Below are 19249 nucleotides of genomic sequence, written 5' to 3' on the forward strand. Positions count from 1 at the left end.
ACCCCGCAGCGGTTGGTGAACTTCTGGCATCTTCTGTGAAACCGGCCACGGGACCGAGGCGGAAATGCCTGCGGGATCGGTACGGCGTAGCCTGGGAGTCGTCCCCTCCGTGCCCCTGACCGGGCGCGAGGGACACACCGCGTGCCACACAAACCCGCGTGAAAGAGGCGATTACCGGCCGTGTCGACCCAGCAGACTTCGCAGGAGAACCCACTAGCGGGTTTCGGCCCGAATGAGTGGATCGTCGAGGAGATGTACCAGCGTTACCTCGCCGACCCAACGAGCGTCGATTCGGCCTGGCACGACTTCTTCGCCGACTACCGCCCGGCGCCCGGAGCGGCCACCCCGCGCGGCGCCGAGTCGTCGAACAAGCCAGCCGCCGCTCCCGAGCCCGACGGCCAGCCGGAGGCAGCCGCCGAGGTGAGCCAGCCGAGCACCAAGGCGAAGCCGGCGACCGCCACGAAGCCGGCCGCCGCGCAGTCGGCACCGGCCAAGCCCGCCGCCGCTCCGGCCACGCCCAAGGCCGCGCCGGAGAAGGCCGCACCGGCCAAGCCGGCCGCCAAGGCCGCTGCGCCGGCCGCTGACGGTCCGCAGACCACGCCGCTGCGTGGCGTCGCCGCGAAGATCGTCCAGAACATGGACGCCTCGCTGAGCGTGCCCACCGCGACCAGCGTCCGCGCGGTCCCGGCGAAGTTGCTGGTCGACAACCGCATCGTGATCAACAACCACCTCGCCCGGGGGCGCGGTGGCAAGGTCAGCTTCACCCACCTGGTCGGTTACGCGATGGTCCGGGCGCTGGTCCAGCACCCGGAGATGAACAACTCCTTCACCGAGGCCAACGGCAAGCCGGCGGTGGTCCGCCCGGCGCACGTCAACCTCGGCATCGCGATCGACCTGGCCAAGCCGGACGGCAGCCGCAACCTGGTGGTCCCCTCCATCAAGGGCTGCGAGACGATGGACTTCCGACAGTTCTGGCAGGCGTACGAGGACGTGGTCCGACGGGCGCGGCGCAACGAGCTGACCATGGAGGACTACTCCGGCACCACGATCTCGCTGACCAACCCGGGCGGCATCGGCACCGTGCACTCGATGCCACGGCTGATGCAGGGCCAGAGCGCGATCATCGGTGTCGGCGCGATGGAATACCCGGCCCCCTACCAGGGCATGTCCGAGGCCACTTTGGCCGAGCTGGCCGTCAGCAAGATCATCACGTTGACCAGCACGTACGACCACCGGATCATCCAGGGCGCGCAGTCCGGCGAGTTCCTCAAGGTGATGCACGAGCTGATCCTGGGCGAGCACGGCTTCTACGACCAGATCTTCACCGCGCTGCGCATCCCGTACGAGCCGGTGCGCTGGATGCGCGATGTCGCGGTCAACTCCGAGGGTCAGATCAACAAGACCGCCCGGGTGCACGAGCTGATCCACGCGTACCGGGTGCGCGGTCACCTGATGGCCGACACCGACCCGCTGGAATTCAAGATCCGCAAGCACCCCGACCTGGATGTCCTCCAGCACGGGCTCACCCTGTGGGACCTCGACCGCGAGTTCCCGGTCAACGGCTTCGCCGGCCGGCAGCGGATGAAGCTGCGCGAGATCCTCGGCGTGCTGCGCGACTCGTACTGCCGCCGGGTCGGCATCGAGTACATGCACATCCAGGACCCGGAGGAGCGTCGCTGGGTTCAGGAGCGGATCGAGCGCAAGTACGAGAAGCCGGCCGCCGACGAGCAGAAGCACGTGCTCAACCGGCTGAACGCCGCCGAGGCGTTCGAGACCTTCCTGCAGACCAAGTACGTCGGCCAGAAGCGCTTTTCGCTGGAGGGCGGCGAGTCGCTCATCCCGCTGCTCGGTGAGGTGCTGGAGTCCTCGGCCGAGAACGGCCTGGACGAGGTCGTCATCGGCATGGCCCACCGGGGTCGGCTCAACGTGCTGGCGAACATCGTCGGCAAGCCGTACGAGAAGATCTTTTCGGAGTTCGAGGGCCACCTGGACCCGCGCTCGACGCAGGGCTCCGGCGACGTGAAATACCACCTGGGTCAGAACGGCAAGTTCACCACCCCCGACGGCGAGCACTCGGTCAAGGTGTCGGTGGTGGCCAACCCGTCGCACCTGGAGGCCGTGGACCCGGTGCTGGAGGGCATCGTCCGGGCCAAGCAGGACCGGATCGACCTCAAGCTCGAGGGTTACACAGTGCTGCCGCTGGCGGTGCACGGTGACGCCGCGTTCGCGGGGCAGGGCGTGGTCGCCGAGACGCTCAACCTGTCGCAGCTGCGCGGCTACCGCACCGGCGGCACCGTGCACGTGGTGGTCAACAACCAGGTCGGCTTCACCACCGCCCCGGAATACAGCCGGTCCAGCCTCTACAGCACCGACGTGGCCCGGATGATCCAGGCGCCGATCTTCCACGTCAACGGCGACGACCCGGAGGCCGTGGTCCGGGTGGCCCGGCTGGCCTTCGAATACCGGCAGACGTTCAACAAGGACGTCGTGATCGACATGGTCTGCTACCGGCGGCGCGGGCACAACGAGGGCGACGACCCGTCGATGTCCAACCCCCAGATGTACAAGATCATTGACTCGAAGCGCTCGGTCCGCAAGCTCTACACCGAGGAGCTGATCGGTCGCGGCGACATCACCGTGGAGGACGCGGAAGAGCTGCTGCGCGACTACCAGGCACAGCTGGAGAAGGTCTTCAAGGCCACCCGGGACGCCGCGTCGGCACCGCGCCAGCTCAACCGGCCGCGCCGCGAGGAGGAGCCGGAGCCGCAGGTCGACACCGCCACCGACGCGTCCGTGGTCAAGGCGGTCGGCGAGGCGCACATCAACCTGCCGGAGGGCTTCACCCCGCACAAGCGGATCCAGCAGCTGCTGGACCGGCGGGCCAAGATGTCGGTCGAGGGCAACATCGACTGGGGCTTCGGCGAGATCATCGCGCTCGGTGCGCTGTTGCACGACGGGGTCACGGTCCGGCTGGCCGGCCAGGACTCGCGCCGTGGCACGTTCGTCCAGCGGCACGCCTCGGTGGTCGACTCCCGCACCGGCGAGGACTACCTGCCGCTCAAGTCGCTCACCGGCGACGGCGAGCGTTCCCGGTTCTTCGTGCACGACTCGCTGCTCAGTGAGTACGCGGCGATGGGCTTCGAGTACGGCTACTCGGTGGAGAACATCAACGCGCTGGTCGCCTGGGAGGCCCAGTTCGGTGACTTCGTCAACGGCGCCCAGTCGGTGATCGACGAGTTCATCTCGTCCGGTGAGGTGAAGTGGGGCCAGCGCTCCGCCGTCACCCTGCTGCTGCCGCACGGCCACGAGGGCCAGGGCCCGGACCACACCTCCGGCCGGCCGGAGCGGTTCCTGCAGATGTGCGCCGAGGACAACATGCGGGTGTCCATCCCGACGACTCCGGCGAACTACTTCCACCTGCTGCGCCGCCAGGCCCTGTCGCCCAAGCGCAAGCCGCTGGTGGTGTTCACGCCGAAGTCGCTGCTGCGGCACAAGCTCTGCGTCTCGTCGGTGGAGGACTTCACCACCGGCACCTTCCAGCCGGTGCTGCGCGACACGGCCGCCCCGGCACCGGAAGCGGTGAAGCGGGTGCTGCTCTGCTCGGGCAAGGTCTACTACGACCTGTTCCAGGCCCGGCAGGAGCGCGGCGTCACCGACACCGCGATCCTCCGGATCGAGCAGCTCTACCCGCTGCCGGTGGAGGAGATCCGGGCCGCCCTCGCGCAGTTCCCGAACGCGGAGGACTTCGCCTGGGTGCAGGAGGAGCCGGCCAACCAGGGCGCCTGGTCGTTCGTCGCGCTCAACCTGCTGGAGCACCTCACGGACGTCCGGCTGCGGCGGATCTCCCGCCCGGCGGCGGCCGCCCCGGCGGTCGGCTCGGCCAAGACCCACGAGGTCGAGCAGAACGCGCTGATCGAGGCGGCTCTCCCGCGCCCGTGACCTGACCGCACCGCGAGAGCCGGGGCAGGGCCGTTCACCACGGTCCCTGCCCCGGCTCCGTCGGTCCCTTCACCCATCCGACCGCCCGGCCCGCGCCGGGCCGAGCACGAGGACGTACCCATGTACTTCACCGACCGTGGCATCGAGGAGCTGGTCGAGCGCCGGGGCGACGAGCAGGTGACCCTGGAGTGGCTGGGCGAGCGGCTGCGCGACTTCGTCGACCTCAACCCCGACTTCGAGACGCCGATCGAGCGGTTCGCCACCTGGCTGGCCCGGCTCGACGACATCGACGAGGACTGAGCCACCCGCTGCCGGGAAGCGCCGCCCGACCGGGAATCTGACGGGCGACTGGCGGCTGACCGGCGCCTGCCGGTCAGCCGGTCCGGGAGGCGACCGGTTCCAGGCCGGTGCGTCGCAGTTTCTGCCAGCCCAACCGGCCGCCGGTCAACGCGGTGACCACGGCCTGGATCATCACGAGATACATCAACTGCCGGTAGACGAACTGCTGGAGCGGCAACACCCACAGCACGCCCAGCTTCTCCCGGTCCAGCCGGAACGCCACCACTGCGGTGACCAGCTGCACGCCGAGCATGACCAGCCAGGCCAATGCCGTGGCGGTCCGGTCGAGGAAGAAGAGGCCGTACAGGGCCAGCAGGTCGATCACCGGCGCGAGCAGCGGCAACAGCACGCCGAAGAGGCTGAGGAAGAACAGGCAACGCCGGGTGAACCGGCCGGACGCACCCCTGTCGAACACGGAGCGGCGGTGCTTCCACATCGCCTGCATGGTGCCGTAGCTCCACCGGTAGCGCTGTTTCCAGAGCTGGCCGATGCTCGTCGGCGCCTCGGTCCAGGCGCGGGCCGTCTCCTCGTAGACGACCTTCCAGCCGGCCCGGCCGAGCGCCATGGTGACGTCGGTGTCCTCGGCCAGGGTGTCATCGGTCATTCCCCCGGCGTAGCGCAGCGCCTGCCGCCGGAAGCCGCCGATCGCCCCGGGCACCGTCGGCATGCAGCGCAGCGTCTCGTAGAGGCGCCGGTCCAGGTTGAATCCGATGACGTACTCGATGTGCTGCCACTTGGCGATCAGGCTGCGCCGGTTGCCGACCTTCACGTTGCCTGCCACCGCGCCCACCTGCGGGTCGGCGAAGGGCTGCACGAGCCGGCGGACGGCGTCGGGTTCGAAGACGGTGTCCCCGTCGACCATGACGATCAGATCGTGCCGGGCCAGCGCCACGCCGGTGTTCAACGCGCTGGGCTTGCCACCGTTGGGCTTGCGCACCACCCGGACGTTGGGCAGACGGAGGGCGTCGACGATGTCCGCGGTCCCGTCGGTGGAGCCGTCGTCGACGACGACCACCTCGATTCCGCCGGAATAGTCGCCGCCGGCGAGTGAACGGACCGCTGCGGCGATCCCCTCCTTCTCGTTGTACGCCGGGACGATCACCGACACCGGCGCGGTGACCGGCGGCCCCCACGTCCAGTCCCTGGCCCGACGGCGGCGGGCGTGTCGCCCGGCGAGCAGGAACAGCACGGCGGTACGCCCCAGCGTGAGCACCCCGACGAGCACGAAGAGGATCCCGAACACGCTCAGCACGTGGTCGGCGCCCCGTACCGCCCAGACCAGCATCCGGCCGCGCCAGCGGTCCCCCGCGGTGGCTGCCGCACCGGATTCCGCCCGGTGGTCGACACCGGCGGCGGCGAAGGCGAGGTTCAGTCCCTCGGTCGCGGTGACGAAGCGGTATCCCCGTTCCTTCATCATGGGGATGAAGCGGTCGAGGGCGGCGACGGTCTGTGCGCGGTCACCGCCGGCGTCGTGCCAGAGGGTGATCGCGCCCGAGGCACCGTCCGGGGTGGCGTTCTCGATGATCCTGTCGACGCCGGGCAGCGCCCAGTCCTGGCTGTCGGTGTCGTTGAGCACCGTCAGGTAGCCGAGGTCACCGGCGGCGATCAGCACCGGCCAGTCCTGGTCGTCGATCGCGTCGGCATGCGAGGAGTACGGAAACCGGACCAGTGAGGTGCGCACGCCGGTGACGGCGGCGAGGGCGAGCTGGGTCTGGGCGTATTCCAGGTCTCGCCGCCATCCGGACAGCTCGGCGAGGTCGGGGTGGGTGAACGTGTGCACGCCGAGCTCGTGGCTGCCCTCGACCAGGTTGCGGGCCATGTCGGGGTGCCGGGCGACCTGCGAACCCAGCACGAAGAACGTGCCCTTGACCTGGTGGGCGTCCAGGACGCGCAGAACCTCGGGGGTCCAGACCGGGTCGGGGCCGTCGTCGAAGGTGAGCGCGATGGTCCGGTCCGGCAGGCGGTATGAGCGGACCTGCTCGCTGTTGGCACTGATGATCGGGCCCCCGTTCACCACCGAGGTGGGAACCTCGCGTTGCCCCTGGTTGCTGTGCTGGTGGTCCGGGGTGAAGGAGGCGTTGGCGTACGCGTTGACCAGGAGCACGCCGGCCAGGACCGCCAGCAGCATGACGAGCAGCACCCAACGCGGTGGCGGTACGGCCCGGCGGCGGCGGGCCGTGATCGCCGGCTCAGCCATCAGCGGGGAGCCCGTCGGTGGGCGAACCGCCGGGCTCGATGTCGATGATTTCCTCGGGCGGGGGCGGCGGGTCCTCGGTCGAGGGTGAGTCGGCGGGTGTCGGGGCCGCCGAGGTGGTCCGCCCCGGGCTGGGCGAGGTCGGCACGCCGGCGGGGTCACTTCTCGCCGGGCGGGTGGCGCTCGGTGACCGTGTGGGGACAGGCGAACGGGGAGCCGGAGCGACGGTGGGTGCCACAGTGGCCACCGGCGTACGGGGGACGGCTGTCGACGGCTCGGGGATGGCGCTGATCGCCTCGGCCTGCGGCGACTGGGGCCGTTCAGACTGCTCGACCTCGTTCAAGAAGGGGAGAACCGTGTGCGGCTCAACCATGCCGCCGGCGAAGCTGACGGCCACCAGCCCGGTGTAGGTCAGGCCCAGCAGACCGACGACGTACGCGAGCCAGCGCAGGCGGGAGCGGCGTCGGCCGCTGGGGTCGACGAAGACCGGAGGCGGCTGGGGCACGGCGGCGATCAGCGCGGTGGGGCCGTCGGAGCGGTCGACCACCATGGTGGGCTCATCGACCGGTGCCGCCGGGCGGGCCCGGGAACCGCCGGCCATGCCTGCCGGCGTCAGCCTCCCGGTCGGCGTATCGTCGCTGCTCAAGCCCCGGGTGGTCATGGGGTGGGAGTCTAAGCGTGAATTTTTCTCAGCTCTGACGACGGCTCATTGAATGAGACGCCGACCGCACCCTCGGGCCACGACGGGTCGCCGCCACCACCCCGCCCGGCAGCCGGGCGAGTCAGCGTCAGCCGCCGATGAAGGCGTTGATCAGCTTGTGGGGTGTGCCGTCGCCCAGCATGTCCTCAAGGTCGGGGCCCTCGGCGTTCGCCCCGACGCTACGCACGAACATGGCCTGCTCGTATTCGGCGAGCGCCGTCTCCACGTCGTCGGGGTGCGCGGCGATGGCCTCGCCCAGTTCTGCGCCGTCCAACAGGGCCAGGTTGGCACCTTCGCCGTTGGGGGCCGCCAGGTGTGCGGCGTCGCCGAGCAGGGTCACCCCGGGCGTCCGGTCCCACCGGTGCTCGGCGGGCAGGGTGAAGATGTGGCGCAGGACCGGCGGGGTCTCGCCGTCGGTGACCAGAGCGGTGAGCTCAGGCGCCCAGCCGTCGAACTCCTGCACGATCCGAGCGGTGGCGACGTCGGGGTCGGTGAAGTCGACGGCGGCGAACCAGTCCTGCGACCTGGCGAGCATCACCCAGGTGTGCAGGTTCCCGTCGCGCTCCCGATGGGCCAGGATTCCCTTGCCCGGCTCGAGCACCATCATCGCTCCGCCGCCGACGGTTTCCGCGCTGGTCGGGTGCCGGGCGTCCCCGTCGAACAGGTGGGTCTCGATGAACGAGAAGCCGGTGTATTCGGGTGTCGCGTCGGAGAGCAACGGTCGGACCCGGGACCAGGCGCCGTCCGCGCCGACCAGCACGTTCGTGACGACGGCGGTGCCGTCGGCGAAGGACACCTCGTGGCGGCCCTCGCCGAGGGTGCGGACGCCGCTGACCTTGTGGCCCCAGCGGACGGTGCCGGCGGGAAGCGAGTCGAGCAACATCTGCCGCAGTTCACCGCGCTGCACCTCTGGGCTGCCACCCGTGCCGTCGTCGGGCACGTCGAGCAGGAGGGTCCCGCGCCGGTCCAGGATCCGCATCGCCTGACGCCCCTCCAGGATGATTTTGCGGAACTCCCCGGTCAGGCCAGCCATCTCCAGCGCCGGCTGGCCGTTGTAGTCGCGGATGTCCAGCAGGCCGCCCTGGGCACGCGTCGCCGGGGACGCCTCCGCCTCGTAGACCGTGCACGGGACACCGCGTACGTGCAGCACGCGGGCCAGCACCAGGCCACCCAGACCTGCTCCGATGATCGTGAGCGGTGTCGTCATGGTGGTCCTCCGGATCTGATGGACGACCCTGTTGGATCGCCGCTCCAAACGACGTTAACACAGGGTTGGAGCGTCGATCCAACAGGTGCGACACTGGGGGCATGGCAAAGAGAGCGGCGAACGGATCCGCGCAGTCCCCGCGGCGCACGGACAGCCTGTCCAGAGAGCTGATCATCCAGACCGCGATCGAGATCCTGGACAGCGACGGCGAGAGCGCGCTGACGCTGCGTGCGCTCACCGTTCGCCTGAAGACCGGCTACGGCGCGATCTACCACCACGTCGCGGACAAGGGCGACCTGCTCGCGGCGGCCACCGACGACGTCATCACCCGCGTCCTGTCCGGCACGGCCACCGCCGCAGGGCCCCGCGACACCCTGCGCCTCCTCGCCCAGGGCCTGTTCGACGCGATCCACACCCACCCCTGGGTCGGGGCGGAACTCTCCCGGCAACCGTGGCGGCCCGCGCTGCTGGACTTCTACGAGAGCATCGGCAGGCTGCTGGACGCGCTCGCCGTCCCCGAGCGGGCGCGCTTCGACGCGGCCGGAACGCTCCTGAACTACGTCCTCGGCGTCGCCGTACAGAACGCCGCGAACGCCCGACACCTCATTGGCCGCGACGCGGACCGGGAGGCATTCCTCAACACCACCGCCGCGCGGTGGGCGCAACTGGACCCCGCCAGGTACCCGTTCGTGCACGCGACGGTGACGCAGCTACGCGAACATGACGACCGTGAGCAGTTCCTGGCCGGCATCGACATCTTCCTGGCCGGCATCGCAGCCCTGCGGCAGAAATGACCACCTGTCGGATCAGGCGGTGGACGGGGGCCATTGGGCCTGGGTAGCGGATCTCGCGATCTTCTAGGGTGGGTACGTGGCTCGCAGCGTGTATCTGACCAGCGTCGGTTCGGGCGGGGGCAAGTCGACCATCGCCCTCGGGCTGGCGGAGCTGTTGTCCCGCCAGGTCGGGCGGATCGGCGTGTTCCGGCCGCTGGTCTCCGGCACCGGCCCCGACCCGATCCTCGCCCTCTTGCACGACCGCTACCGGGTCGACCTGCCCGAGGCCGACCTGACCGGCATGACATACGCCGAGGCGGCGACGCTCGTCGCCGACGGGCGCCGGGAGGAGCTGATCTCCCGGATCGTCGAGCGGTACAGGGCGGTCGAGCGGCGCTGCCCGGCGGTGGTCGTGGTGGGCAGCGACTTCGACGACCCGGGTGACCCGGCCCATCCCCGGGAGCTGGCCTTCAACGCCCGGCTGGCCACCGAGTTCGGCAGTGTGGTGGTGCCGGTGGTGGACGGTTTCGGGCAGGAGCCGGCGGCCGTCGCGGCGGCCATGCGGGGGGCGTACCACGATCTGGCCGACCTGGGAGCGACAGTGCTCGCGGTGATGGCCAACCGGGTGGCCGGGCCGATGACACTGCCCGGCCTGCCGGTCCCCGCGTACGCCATCCCGGAGGTGCCGACGGTGTCGGCGCCGACGGTGGCCGAGGTGGCGGCGGCGCTCGACGCCACCCTGCTGGCCGGGGACGACGCCGCGCTCGGCCGGGACGTGCTGGACTTCGTGGTTGGCGCGGCCCACGTGCCGACCCTGCTGGACCACCTCACCGAGGGCGCCCTGGTGATCACCCCCGGAGACCGGGCCGACCTGCTCGTCGCCGCGAGCGCCGCGCACGTGGCCGGGCAGGTGTCGGTGGCCGGACTCGTGCTCACGCTCGGCGAGCAGCCCGACCCCCGGGTCATGCGGTTGGTGGAGGGGCTGAACACCGGGCTCGCGGTGCTGTCCGTGCGCAGCGACAGCTACGACACGGTGGCCGCGTCCAGCCGGATCGAGGGCCGGCCCAGCGCAACCAACCCGCGCAAGGTGGAGGCGGCGCTCGGCGCGTTCGAGCGCTGCGTGGACACTGACGACCTGGCCCGCCGGCTGCGGGTCAGCCGGTCGACCCGGGTCACCCCGCTGATGTTCGAGAACGAGCTGATCGACCGGGCCCGCTCGCAACGCCGACACCTGGTGCTGCCGGAGGGCGCCGACGACCGGATCCTGCGCGCGGCGGAGATCCTGCTCCGCCGTGGGGTGGCCGAGCTGACGCTGCTGGGCCGACCGGACGACATCACCCGGCGGACCCGCGAGCTGGGCATCGACCTCGGCGACGCGAACGTGGTCGACCCGGTCACCAGCGACTGGCGGGACGACTTCGCGGCCGAGTACGCGCGGCTGCGCGCCCATCGGGGCATGACCGCCGAACTGGCGCACGACATCGTGGCCCAGCCCAACTACTTCGGGACCCTGATGGTGGCGACCGGACGAGCCGACGGCATGGTCTCCGGTGCCACGCACACCACCGCCGCGACCATCCGACCGGCGTTCGAGATCATCCGTACCGTGCCGGAGGTCTCGGTGGCCTCCAGCGTCTTCTTCATGCTGCTGGCGGACCGGGTGCTGGTCTACGGAGACTGCGCGGTCAACCGCGACCCGGACGCCGCCCAGCTCGCCGACATCGCGATCTCGTCGGCCGACACCGCCGCCCGGTTCGGCATCGAACCCCGGGTGGCCATGCTGTCGTACTCCACCGGCAGCTCGGGTGCCGGTGCGGACGTGGAGAAGGTCGCCGCGGCCACCGCGCTGGTCCGCGAACGGCGGCCCGACCTGCTGGCCGAGGGGCCCATCCAGTACGACGCGGCGATCGACCCGGCGGTGGCGGCGACGAAGCTGCCGGGAAGCCCGGTCGCCGGGCACGCCACGGTCTTCATCTTCCCGGACCTCAACACCGGCAACAACACCTACAAGGCGGTGCAGCGCTCGGCCGGGGCGGTCGCCGTCGGCCCGGTCATGCAGGGCCTGCGGCGACCGGTCAACGACCTGTCGCGGGGCGCCGTGGTGCCGGACATCGTCAACACCGTGGCGATCACCGCCATCCAGGCGGCCACCGAGGAGGCGTCGTGAGTCGCGTGCTGGTGCTCAACTGTGGGTCGTCGTCGGTGAAGTGGCGCCGCTACGACGGTGACCAGGTGCTCGACCACGGCACCGTCGAGCGGGTCGGTGAGCCCGGTGGCGGCCCGCCGGACCATGCCAGCGCCGTCCGGCAGATCCTGGACGGGCTGGACCTGACCGGTCTGACGGCGGTCGGGCACCGGGTGGTGCACGGTGGCCGGAAGTTCAGCGCACCGGTGCTGGTCGACGACGCGGTCCTGGCCGCGATCAAGGACCTGGTGCCGCTCGCCCCGCTGCACAACCCGGCCAATCTGGCCGGCATCGAGGTGGCCCGCGCGGCGCTGCCGGACATCCCGCAGGTCGCCGTCTTCGACACCGCGTTCCACCACACCCTGCCGGAGGCCGCAGCGACGTACGCGATCGACCGCGAGGTCGCCGAGCGGTACGGCATCCGCCGGTACGGCTTCCACGGCACCTCGCACGCGTACGTGTCCCGCCGCACCGCGCAGCTGCTGGGCCGCCCGTACGAGCAGCTCAACACGATCACCCTGCACCTGGGCAACGGAGCGAGCGCCTGCGCGGTGGCGAACGGTCGCAGCGTCGCCACGTCGATGGGCATGTCCCCGTTGCAGGGGCTGGTGATGGGCACCCGCAGCGGTGACCTGGACCCCACGGTGATCTTCCACCTGCGCCGGGAGGCCGGGCTGTCGGTCGACGAGATCGACGACCTGCTCAACCACCGCAGCGGCCTGCTCGGGTTGACCGGCGTCAACGACATGCGCGAGGTGCTCCAGCGCCGGGCGGCCGGTGACCAGGCGGCGGAGTTGGCCTTCGAGGTGTACTGCCGGCGCATCACCGGCTACGTCGGGGCGTACTACGCGCTGCTCGGCCACGTCGACGCGATCACCTTCACCGCCGGGGTCGGCGAACACGCGGCGCCGGTCCGGGCTGCCGCCCTGGCCGGCCTGGACCGGCTGGGCATCGCCGTCGACGATGCCCGCAACGGCGGCGAGGGCGACCGGGTGATCTCACCCGACGGCGCCGAGGTGAGCGTCTGTGTCATCCGCACCGACGAGGAACGGGAGATCGCCCGGCAGACCCGGGACGTGGTCGCGGGCCACTGACGACCCGTCAGCGGCGGCGGGATCGACGGCGGTCGTCCGCCGGCCGCAGGCTGGGCGCGCAGACCCGGTGCGGCACGCTCAGCTCGTCGCGAGCCAGGCGACGAGGGCGACCAGCACGACCACGACGACCGCCGCGCCGATGATCAGCGGCAGGCGGGACGGGGACTCCGCCGGCGCGGCGGCCTCCGGCGTCTGGCTGAACGCGCGGAACGCCTCGGTGTTGCCACTGGGGTCGGTGTAGTTCTCAGGCATGCCGGTGACCCTAGCGAAGCCGGTCCAGACGCACCGCCCCCGCCCACGCCGCCCCGCTCGGGTCGACCCGCCCGGCGGAGCGGACCCGACCGGGTGGCGGGCACAGCCGGGCCGGACGGCGGGGTCGTTGCGCACACTTGGGCACCTACCGTGGAACCATGGGGGCGCGACGGCTGGTCGCCGTACTGGTGACGGCACTGCTGGCTGGTTGCGCGCCGGCCACCGCCACGACCGACGAGGCCACCGGGCCGGTGTCGGCGCGTCGGGCGCCCGAGGGGTCGTACGCCGTCGGCGTGCGTACGCTCACCCTCGATCCGCGCTCGGCGCGCCCCCTGCCGGTGACGATCTGGTTCCCGGCGTCGACGGACGGGGTGGCGTCCGGCCGGTTCCCGGTGGTGGTCTACAGCCACGGGCTGGGCAGCAGACCCGATCTGCACGCCGGCCTGACCACCCGCTGGGCGGCGGCGGGGTTCGTGGTGGCCGCTCCCGCGTACCCGCACACCCGGCAGGGCGCCGCCCACTTCACCCGGGCCGACGTCCGCAACCAGCCGGCCGACGCGTGGCGGCTGATCCGGCACCTCGGGCGGCTCGACCGCAACCGCGAGGATCCGCTCGCCGGGCACCTGGATCTGACCTCGATCGCCGCCGCCGGCCATTCGGCGGGCGGTTTCACCACCTCCGGCATGTTCAGCGAGGGGCACCCGGCCCGGTTGCGCGCCGGGATCGTGATCGCCGGGGGCGGGTTGCCCGGCAGCTTCGCGGGGCCGGCCGCGCCGGTGCTCTTCGTGCACGGCACGGCCGACGCCGTGGTGCCGCTGACGGTCGGGCGGGCGGCGTACGGGCGTACCCCTGGCCCGGCCGCGTTCCTCAGCCTTCTCGGCCAGGACCACGGCGCGTACCTCACGCCGGGCCACCCGGGTTTCGCCCCGGTCCTCGCCACCACCACCGACTTCCTGCGCTGGACGCTCTACGGCGACAGGGCGGCGGGAGCCCGCCTCCCGGCCGACGCCCGCACTCCCCTGACCCGCTACGAGTTCCGCCCCGCCCACTGACGCCCCGCCCACTGACGCCCGGGCAGGTCACGCCTGTCGGTTCTGGTCGAGCACGTCCTCGTACACCCCGACCTTGAAGGTGATCAGGTCCAGGCACTGGGCGAGCCGGCCGAGCTGGTCGGTGACGCGCCCGTGGTGCTCGCGCAGGAGCGCGAGTCGTTCCTCCTCGTTGCCCTCGCCCTCGCGAACGAGGTCGGCGTAGCGGCGGAGCGCGGGCAGCGGCATGCCGGAGGCGCGGAGAATGATGCAGACGCTCAGCCAGTCGACGTCGTCCTGGCTGTAGACCCGACGCCCGGCAGGCCCTCGGCGTACGGGGCTGACGAAGACACCCTGCTGCTCGTAGAAGCGCAGCGCGTGCACGCTCAAGCCGGTGCGTTCGGCGACCTGTCCGATGCTCAGACTCGCGGTGACCTCAGCCATGCCGAGCAGGGTAGCGAGGGTTGACCTAGAGCCGACTCTAGCTCCTACGGTGCCAGGTGATCACCACTGAATCACCTAGGAGCATCGGCATGCGCTATCGCACCCTCGGCGGCACCGGCATCGAGGTGAGCACCCACTGCCTCGGGACCATGATGTTCGGTGCCGTCGGCAATCCTGACCACGACGACTGCGTCCGCATCGTCCACACCGCCCTCGACCAGGGCATCAACGTTGTCGACACCGCCGACATGTACGGCCGCGGCGAGTCCGAACAGATCGTGGGCAAGGCGCTGCGCGGGCGCCGCGACGACGTCGTGCTCGCCACCAAGGTGCACTTCCCGATGGGCGAGGGCCCCAACCAGGGTGGCAACTCGCGGCGCTGGATCCTCAAGGCTGTCGAGGGGAGCCTCCGGCGGTTGGACACCGACTGGATCGACCTCTACCAGGTGCACCGCCCCGACCCCTCGACCGACATCGAGGAGACACTCTCGGTGCTCACCGACCTCGTCCGCGAGGGCAGGATCCGCGCCTTCGGCTGCTCGACCTTCCCCGCGGAGGAGATCGTCGAGGCGCACCAGGTCTCCGAGCGCCGCGGCCTCGGACGCCTGCGCACCGAGCAGCCGCCGTACTCGATCCTGGCCCGCGGCGTCGAGGCCTCGACTCTGCCGGTCTGCCAGCGCTACGGCATGGGGGTGCTGGTCTGGAGCCCGCTCGCCTTCGGGTTTCTCAGCGGGAAGTACCGCAGGGACCAGCCCGTCGACCTGTCGATGGGGCGTGCCGCCCTGCGGCCGGCGCAGTTCGATCCCACGATCGCCGAGAACGCCACCAAGCTCGACGCCGTCGAGCAGCTCGTCGACCTCGCGGCCAGCATCGGCTGCACGCTTCCACAGCTCGCCATCGCCTTCACCGTGGCCCATCCGGCCGTCACCTCGGCGATCATCGGACCGCGCACCATGCCGCAACTGGAGGACCTGCTCAAGGGCGCCGCGCTCACCCTGGACGACGCGACCCTCGACCGGATCGACGAGATAGTGCCGCCCGGCACCAACCTGTACAACCCGAACGCCGCCTTCCGGCCGCGTGCTCTGACCGACACGGCGCTGCGGCGACGCCCCCTCGCCGACCGGGCTGCGGCCTGAGTGAACCTGACACCGGGACGCAGCGGCCGGTGACCGGGTGGACACAGCGCGCCGAAGCCCGCCGGGCGGGTCCGCCGGGCAGGGCACAATTGGATTCATGTCGCGTCGTGTCACTCCCGCACTGATGGCCAGCACCGTGCTGATGGCCGGTCTGGTCGGCTGCTCAGCGGACACCCGCCCGAGCCGGAGCGGGCAGGCACCGCCGGTCGAGCCGAAGGCCGCCGCCACGCCGACACCGCAGGTCCCCGCCGGAAAGGCCCCGCAGCGCGCCTTCGCGGTCGGCGTACGCCAACTGAAGCTGGACCGGGACGGCCGCGCGCTGCCGACGACGCTCTGGTACCCGGCGGCCGGGCAGTCCGGCGGCGCGGCCAAGCGGTCCGCGGCGGCGGCGGAGGGCCGGTTCCCGGTGGTGATGTTCAGTCACGGTCTGGGTGGGCGGCCGGACGACTACGCCACGCTGCTGACCCGCTGGGCGGCGGCGGGGTTCGTGGTGGCCGCGCCGACGTTCCCGCACACCTCCCGGGGCGCGGACAACAACGTCCTCGACGTGCTCAACCAGCCCGCCGACGTGTCGTACGCGTTGGATCAGGTGCTGGCGTTGGACGGCAAGGCCGGCGACGCGTTGCGCGGCCGGTTGGACGGCGAGCGGGTGGCCGCGGCCGGGCACTCGGCGGGTGGGGTGACCACCATCGGGCTGTTCACAGCGAGCAGGGACGAGCGGCTGGACGCGGGTGTGGTGTTCGCTGGCACGGCGCTCGGCGTGGGCACCGCGTTCGCCGGCGCGGCCGCGCCGCAACTGTTCGTGCACGGCGAGTTGGACGAGGTGGTCGAGTACGCGGCGGGCAAGGCCGCGTACGACAAGGTGCCCTGGCCGAAGGCGATGCTGAGCCTGCCCAAGGGCGACCACGGGCGGGCGCTGCTCAGCGACGGCGCCACGCTGCGGGTCGTCTCGGACACGTCGGTCGAGTTCCTTCGCTGGTCGCTCTACGGCGACCCGGCGGCGAAGAAGCGCATCTCCACCGACGCGACCCGCGGCGACATCGCCACCTTCGACGACCACCTCTGACTCACCGGGCCGGCCGCTCCGCCCTCAAGATCACGCAGCAACCAGGAAATAGTGGCCTCCCACGACGCGGAGGCCACTATTTCCGTGATGTTGTGCGATCTTGCAGCCAAGGCCGGGCGCCGCAGCGCAGCGCGGCATCGCATGACGGCAGCGTCAGGCGGCGTGGTCGATGACGATCTTGCCGAAGGCGTCCCCGGAGTGCAGCCGGGCGAAGGCGTCCTCCACACGGCTGAACGGCACCACGCTGTCCACCACCGGGCGCACCTCGTTCTCGGAACAGAACGCCAGCAGCTCGTACAGCTCCCCCGGCGTGCCCATCGACGTGCCCAGGATCTCCAGCTGCATCGCGAAGAGCCGGCGCAGGTTGACCGCCGGCTGGTGCCCGGCGGTAGCGCCGGAGACCACGATCCGGGCCATCGGCGCGGCCGACTTCAGCGAGTGGTCGAAGGTGGCCGCACCCACCGTCTCGATCACCACGTCGACCCGTTCCGGCAGCCGGGCACCGGGTTCCACGGCGGTGGCGCCGAGGGCGGAGATCCGTTCACGCTTGGCGGCGTCGCGGCTGGTCGCGTACACCCGCTTGCCCATGGCGACGGCGAGCGCGACGGCCGCGGTGGCGACGCCACCGCCCGCGCCCTGCACCAGCACGCTGTCGGCGTCCGCGACACGGCCCTTGGTGGTCAGCATCCGCCACGCGGTCAGCCAGGCCGTGGGCAGGCACGCCGCGTCGGTCGCCGACATGCCGTCGGGCAGCGGGATCAGGTTCGACCGGGGTACGGCGACCCGCTCGGCGAGCGTCCCGGCGAAGTGCTCGGAGAGGATGGAGACCCCGCGCGGGTCACCCGGGGTGACCACCACCGGGTACACGACCACCGGGCGCCCCTCCGGGTCCTGCCCGACCGCGTCGCAGCCGAGGATCATCGGCAGCTGGGCCTCGGTGAGACCCACCCCGCGCAATGACCAGAGGTCGTGGTGGTTGAGCGAGGTGGCGCGCAACTGCACGGTCACCCAGTCGTCGGCCGGGTGGGTCGGCTCGGGCTGCTCACCGACAGTGAGCGCGGTGAGCGGGTCGGCGTCGTTGAAGCGGGAGGCGAAAGCAGCACGCATGATCGGCACGGTAACAAGCTGAGCGCCCGTTAAGAAGGTGCCCGGCGCACAGGCACCCGGCCCGTGCGTCCTTAACGGCGGGCGACGCCGTCGCGGCGGGCCGCCTCGGCGACCGCCTCGGCCACGGCCGGCGCGACGCGCGGGTCGAGCGGAGACGGGACGATCGCGTCGACGGTCAACGACTCGGCCACCACGCCGGCGATGGCGTCCGCCGCGGCGACCTTCATCGCCTCGGTGATCCGGGTGGCGCCGGCGTCGAGCGCGCCGCGGAACACCCCGGGGAAGGCCAGCACGTTGTTGATCTGGTTGGGGTAGTCACTGCGCCCGGTGGCGACCACCGCGACGTGCCGGGCGGCCACCTCGGGGTGCACCTCCGGGGTCGGGTTGGCCAGTGCGAACACGATCCCGTCGGGTGCCATGCCAGCCACCGCGCTCTCGGGGATCTGCCCACCGGAGACCCCGATCAGCACGTCCGCGCCGCGCAGCGCCTCGGTGATGTCGCCGTGGCGACCGTCGGCGTTGGTGCTCGCCGCCAACTCGGCCTTGGTGCCGGTCAGCTCGGTGCGATGCCGGCCGATGATCCCCTTGGAGTCGCAGACCACCACCTGGTCGGGGTTCACACCCCCGGCGATCAGCATCTTCGTCACGGCCACCCCGGCCGCGCCCGCACCGCTCACCGCGACCCGCAGGTCACCCAGCTTGCGGTTGAGCAGAGTGGCCGCGTTGCGCAGCGCGGCGAGCACCACGATGGCGGTGCCGTGCTGGTCGTCGTGGAAGACCGGGATGTCCAGCGCCTCGTCGAGCCGGCGCTCCACCTCGAAACAGCGCGGCGCGCTGATGTCCTCCAGGTTGATCCCGCCGAACGACGGGGCGAGCGCCCGCACCACGGCGACGATCTCGTCCACGTCCTGGGTGTCCAGACAGATCGGCACCGCGTCCACCCCGCCGAACTGCTTGAACAGCACCGCCTTGCCCTCCATCACCGGCAGCGCCGCGCGCGGGCCGATGTTGCCGAGCCCGAGCACCGCCGAGCCGTCGGTGACCACCGCGACGGCGTGCGCCGCCCAGGTGTAGTCGTCGGCCAGATCGGGGTCGACGGCGATCGCCTCACACACCCGGGCCACCCCCGGGGTGTACGCCAGGGAGAGGTCTTCCCGGCTGGTGAGCGGCACGGTCGAGGCGACGGCCATCTTGCCGCCCCGGTGCAGCAGGAAGACGGGATCAGCGGGGTCCACGGTGGACGAAGACATGGTGGTGACTCCAGTATCTGTCGAGCAGACGGGGCGGCCGGCCCTGCCGCGAGGTGGGCGGCGAGCGGTGGCACGCTGTGCGGGGGTCACCCGGGCACTTTCCGAGCATAGTGTCGGCAGTGCCCCTCGGATGTGAGCAGGGTCATATCCGCCGGGGAGGGACCCGCCCCGGGCGCGGCCAGTAACGGGCCACCACCCTCCCCCGTACGTCGGCCACCCCGTACGCCCGGGAGTCGTCGGTGATCAGGTCGTTGTCCCCGCGCAGCCACCAGCCGCCGTCCTGTGGCCGGACCGCGCGCTTCACCACCAGCAGCTCGGGACGGGTCCGGAAGACCGCGACCACCACGTCCCCTGGTCGGATCGGGCGGCCACCGGGGCGTACCAGCACCGCGTCGCCGTGCCGCAGCGTCGGCGCCATGGACGGCCCGGTCACCAGAACGGCGGTCAGCGGTCTCCGCAACCGGGCCGCCTCAGCCGGGTGATCGGCGCCCACTGGTTTCACCTCCACCCGTTCGGGGAGCATTCCCAGGAG

Annotated in this window: 16 protein-coding genes; 8 read left to right on the forward strand and 8 right to left on the reverse strand. The window is 71.5% G+C overall.

All coding sequences use genetic code 11. From position 1 onward, the window contains the following. Positions 1-180: 180 nt before the first annotated feature. A complete protein-coding gene (locus HNR22_RS14375; RefSeq protein ID WP_179780812.1) occupies positions 181-3939 on the forward strand; it encodes a multifunctional oxoglutarate decarboxylase/oxoglutarate dehydrogenase thiamine pyrophosphate-binding subunit/dihydrolipoyllysine-residue succinyltransferase subunit in 3759 nt (1252 codons plus the stop codon). Positions 3940-4059: 120 nt separating this feature from the next. Next, the gene (locus HNR22_RS14380) at positions 4060-4239 is read left to right on the forward strand and encodes a DUF6104 family protein (protein ID WP_088949992.1); all 180 of its coding nucleotides are present in this window, start codon (positions 4060-4062) and stop codon (positions 4237-4239) included. Positions 4240-4312: 73 nt separating this feature from the next. Here the strand turns inward: HNR22_RS14380 and HNR22_RS14385 are convergent, their stop codons facing one another. The 3 genes from HNR22_RS14385 to HNR22_RS14395 form a co-directional block, all read right to left on the reverse strand. Next, positions 4313-6475, reverse strand: coding sequence for a bifunctional polysaccharide deacetylase/glycosyltransferase family 2 protein (locus tag HNR22_RS14385; protein WP_179780813.1), 2163 nt, complete (start codon positions 6473-6475; stop codon positions 4313-4315). Further along, positions 6468-7133: a hypothetical protein gene (locus HNR22_RS14390; RefSeq protein WP_179780814.1), complete on the reverse strand. Its 666-nt coding sequence runs from the start codon at positions 7131-7133 to the stop codon at positions 6468-6470. Before HNR22_RS14390 ends, HNR22_RS14385 begins: the two co-directional genes overlap by 8 nt. Positions 7134-7260: 127 nt before the next feature. After that, positions 7261-8379 (reverse strand): FAD-dependent oxidoreductase, encoded by a 1119-nt coding sequence (locus HNR22_RS14395; RefSeq protein ID WP_179780815.1) that lies wholly within the window; start codon positions 8377-8379, stop codon positions 7261-7263. A gap of 101 nt (positions 8380-8480) precedes the next feature. On the opposite strand from HNR22_RS14395, the gene HNR22_RS14400 reads away from it, so the two are divergent. From HNR22_RS14400 to HNR22_RS14410, 3 genes are all read left to right on the forward strand, one after another. Then, entirely contained in the window at positions 8481-9173 is a 693-nt protein-coding gene (locus tag HNR22_RS14400; RefSeq protein WP_179780816.1) for a TetR/AcrR family transcriptional regulator, read from the forward strand. 76 nt (positions 9174-9249) lie between these two features. After that, entirely contained in the window at positions 9250-11319 is a 2070-nt protein-coding gene (pta, locus tag HNR22_RS14405) for a phosphate acetyltransferase (protein ID WP_179780817.1), read from the forward strand. Then, a complete protein-coding gene (locus tag HNR22_RS14410; RefSeq protein ID WP_179780818.1) occupies positions 11316-12431 on the forward strand; it encodes an acetate/propionate family kinase in 1116 nt (371 codons plus the stop codon). Before pta ends, HNR22_RS14410 begins: the two co-directional genes overlap by 4 nt. Before the next feature lie 78 nt (positions 12432-12509). Here the strand turns inward: HNR22_RS14410 and HNR22_RS14415 are convergent, their stop codons facing one another. Beyond that, positions 12510-12683, reverse strand: a complete 174-nt coding sequence (locus tag HNR22_RS14415) for a hypothetical protein (protein WP_179780819.1) — start codon at positions 12681-12683, stop codon at positions 12510-12512. A gap of 158 nt (positions 12684-12841) precedes the next feature. Here HNR22_RS14415 and HNR22_RS14420 point away from each other — a divergent pair, with 158 nt between their 5' ends. Further along, the gene (locus HNR22_RS14420) at positions 12842-13735 is read left to right on the forward strand and encodes an alpha/beta hydrolase family protein (RefSeq protein ID WP_179780820.1); all 894 of its coding nucleotides are present in this window, start codon (positions 12842-12844) and stop codon (positions 13733-13735) included. Between the two features lie 27 nt (positions 13736-13762). Here HNR22_RS14420 and HNR22_RS14425 read toward each other — a convergent pair whose 3' ends face one another. Then, the gene (locus tag HNR22_RS14425) at positions 13763-14155 is read right to left on the reverse strand and encodes a MerR family transcriptional regulator (RefSeq protein WP_179780821.1); all 393 of its coding nucleotides are present in this window, start codon (positions 14153-14155) and stop codon (positions 13763-13765) included. Between the two features lie 89 nt (positions 14156-14244). Here HNR22_RS14425 and HNR22_RS14430 point away from each other — a divergent pair, with 89 nt between their 5' ends. Both HNR22_RS14430 and HNR22_RS14435 read left to right on the forward strand, forming a co-directional pair. Further along, positions 14245-15294, forward strand: a complete 1050-nt coding sequence (locus HNR22_RS14430; protein ID WP_179780822.1) for an aldo/keto reductase — start codon at positions 14245-14247, stop codon at positions 15292-15294. A gap of 97 nt (positions 15295-15391) precedes the next feature. After that, complete coding sequence (locus tag HNR22_RS14435; protein WP_179780823.1) at positions 15392-16360, forward strand: alpha/beta hydrolase family protein; 969 nt, start codon at positions 15392-15394, stop codon at positions 16358-16360. Between the two features lie 153 nt (positions 16361-16513). On the opposite strand, the gene HNR22_RS14440 is transcribed toward HNR22_RS14435, so the two are convergent. The 3 genes from HNR22_RS14440 to HNR22_RS14450 all read right to left on the reverse strand — a co-directional run bounded on the left by HNR22_RS14440 (position 16514) and on the right by HNR22_RS14450 (position 19240). Beyond that, complete coding sequence (locus tag HNR22_RS14440) at positions 16514-17476, reverse strand: zinc-binding dehydrogenase (protein ID WP_179780824.1); 963 nt, start codon at positions 17474-17476, stop codon at positions 16514-16516. Between the two features lie 62 nt (positions 17477-17538). Next, entirely contained in the window at positions 17539-18717 is a 1179-nt protein-coding gene (locus HNR22_RS14445) for an NAD(P)-dependent malic enzyme (RefSeq protein ID WP_179780825.1), read from the reverse strand. Between the two features lie 142 nt (positions 18718-18859). Next, a complete protein-coding gene (locus HNR22_RS14450) occupies positions 18860-19240 on the reverse strand; it encodes a S24/S26 family peptidase (RefSeq protein ID WP_179780826.1) in 381 nt (126 codons plus the stop codon). Between the last annotated feature and the right edge of the window lie 9 nt (positions 19241-19249).

The sequence above is a fragment of the Micromonospora jinlongensis genome, assembly GCF_013410645.1.
Taxonomy (GTDB): Bacteria; Actinomycetota; Actinomycetes; order Mycobacteriales; family Micromonosporaceae; genus Micromonospora; species Micromonospora zamorensis.

What these genes read in the sequence shown, in the direction of transcription:
- HNR22_RS14380 (WP_088949992.1), top strand. Translation starts at nt 4,060, where the DNA reads ATGTACTTCACCGACCGTGGCATCGAGGAGCTGGTCGAGCGCCGGGGC.
- HNR22_RS14385 (WP_179780813.1), bottom strand. Translation starts at nt 6,475, where the DNA reads ATGGCTGAGCCGGCGATCACGGCCCGCCGCCGCCGGGCCGTACCGCCA.
- HNR22_RS14390 (WP_179780814.1), bottom strand. Translation starts at nt 7,133, where the DNA reads ATGACCACCCGGGGCTTGAGCAGCGACGATACGCCGACCGGGAGGCTG.
- HNR22_RS14395 (WP_179780815.1), bottom strand. Translation starts at nt 8,379, where the DNA reads ATGACGACACCGCTCACGATCATCGGAGCAGGTCTGGGTGGCCTGGTG.
- HNR22_RS14400 (WP_179780816.1), top strand. Translation starts at nt 8,481, where the DNA reads ATGGCAAAGAGAGCGGCGAACGGATCCGCGCAGTCCCCGCGGCGCACG.
- HNR22_RS14415 (WP_179780819.1), bottom strand. Translation starts at nt 12,683, where the DNA reads ATGCCTGAGAACTACACCGACCCCAGTGGCAACACCGAGGCGTTCCGC.
- HNR22_RS14420 (WP_179780820.1), top strand. Translation starts at nt 12,842, where the DNA reads ATGGGGGCGCGACGGCTGGTCGCCGTACTGGTGACGGCACTGCTGGCT.
- HNR22_RS14425 (WP_179780821.1), bottom strand. Translation starts at nt 14,155, where the DNA reads ATGGCTGAGGTCACCGCGAGTCTGAGCATCGGACAGGTCGCCGAACGC.
- HNR22_RS14430 (WP_179780822.1), top strand. Translation starts at nt 14,245, where the DNA reads ATGCGCTATCGCACCCTCGGCGGCACCGGCATCGAGGTGAGCACCCAC.
- HNR22_RS14435 (WP_179780823.1), top strand. Translation starts at nt 15,392, where the DNA reads ATGTCGCGTCGTGTCACTCCCGCACTGATGGCCAGCACCGTGCTGATG.
- HNR22_RS14445 (WP_179780825.1), bottom strand. Translation starts at nt 18,717, where the DNA reads ATGTCTTCGTCCACCGTGGACCCCGCTGATCCCGTCTTCCTGCTGCAC.
- HNR22_RS14450 (WP_179780826.1), bottom strand. Translation starts at nt 19,240, where the DNA reads ATGCTCCCCGAACGGGTGGAGGTGAAACCAGTGGGCGCCGATCACCCG.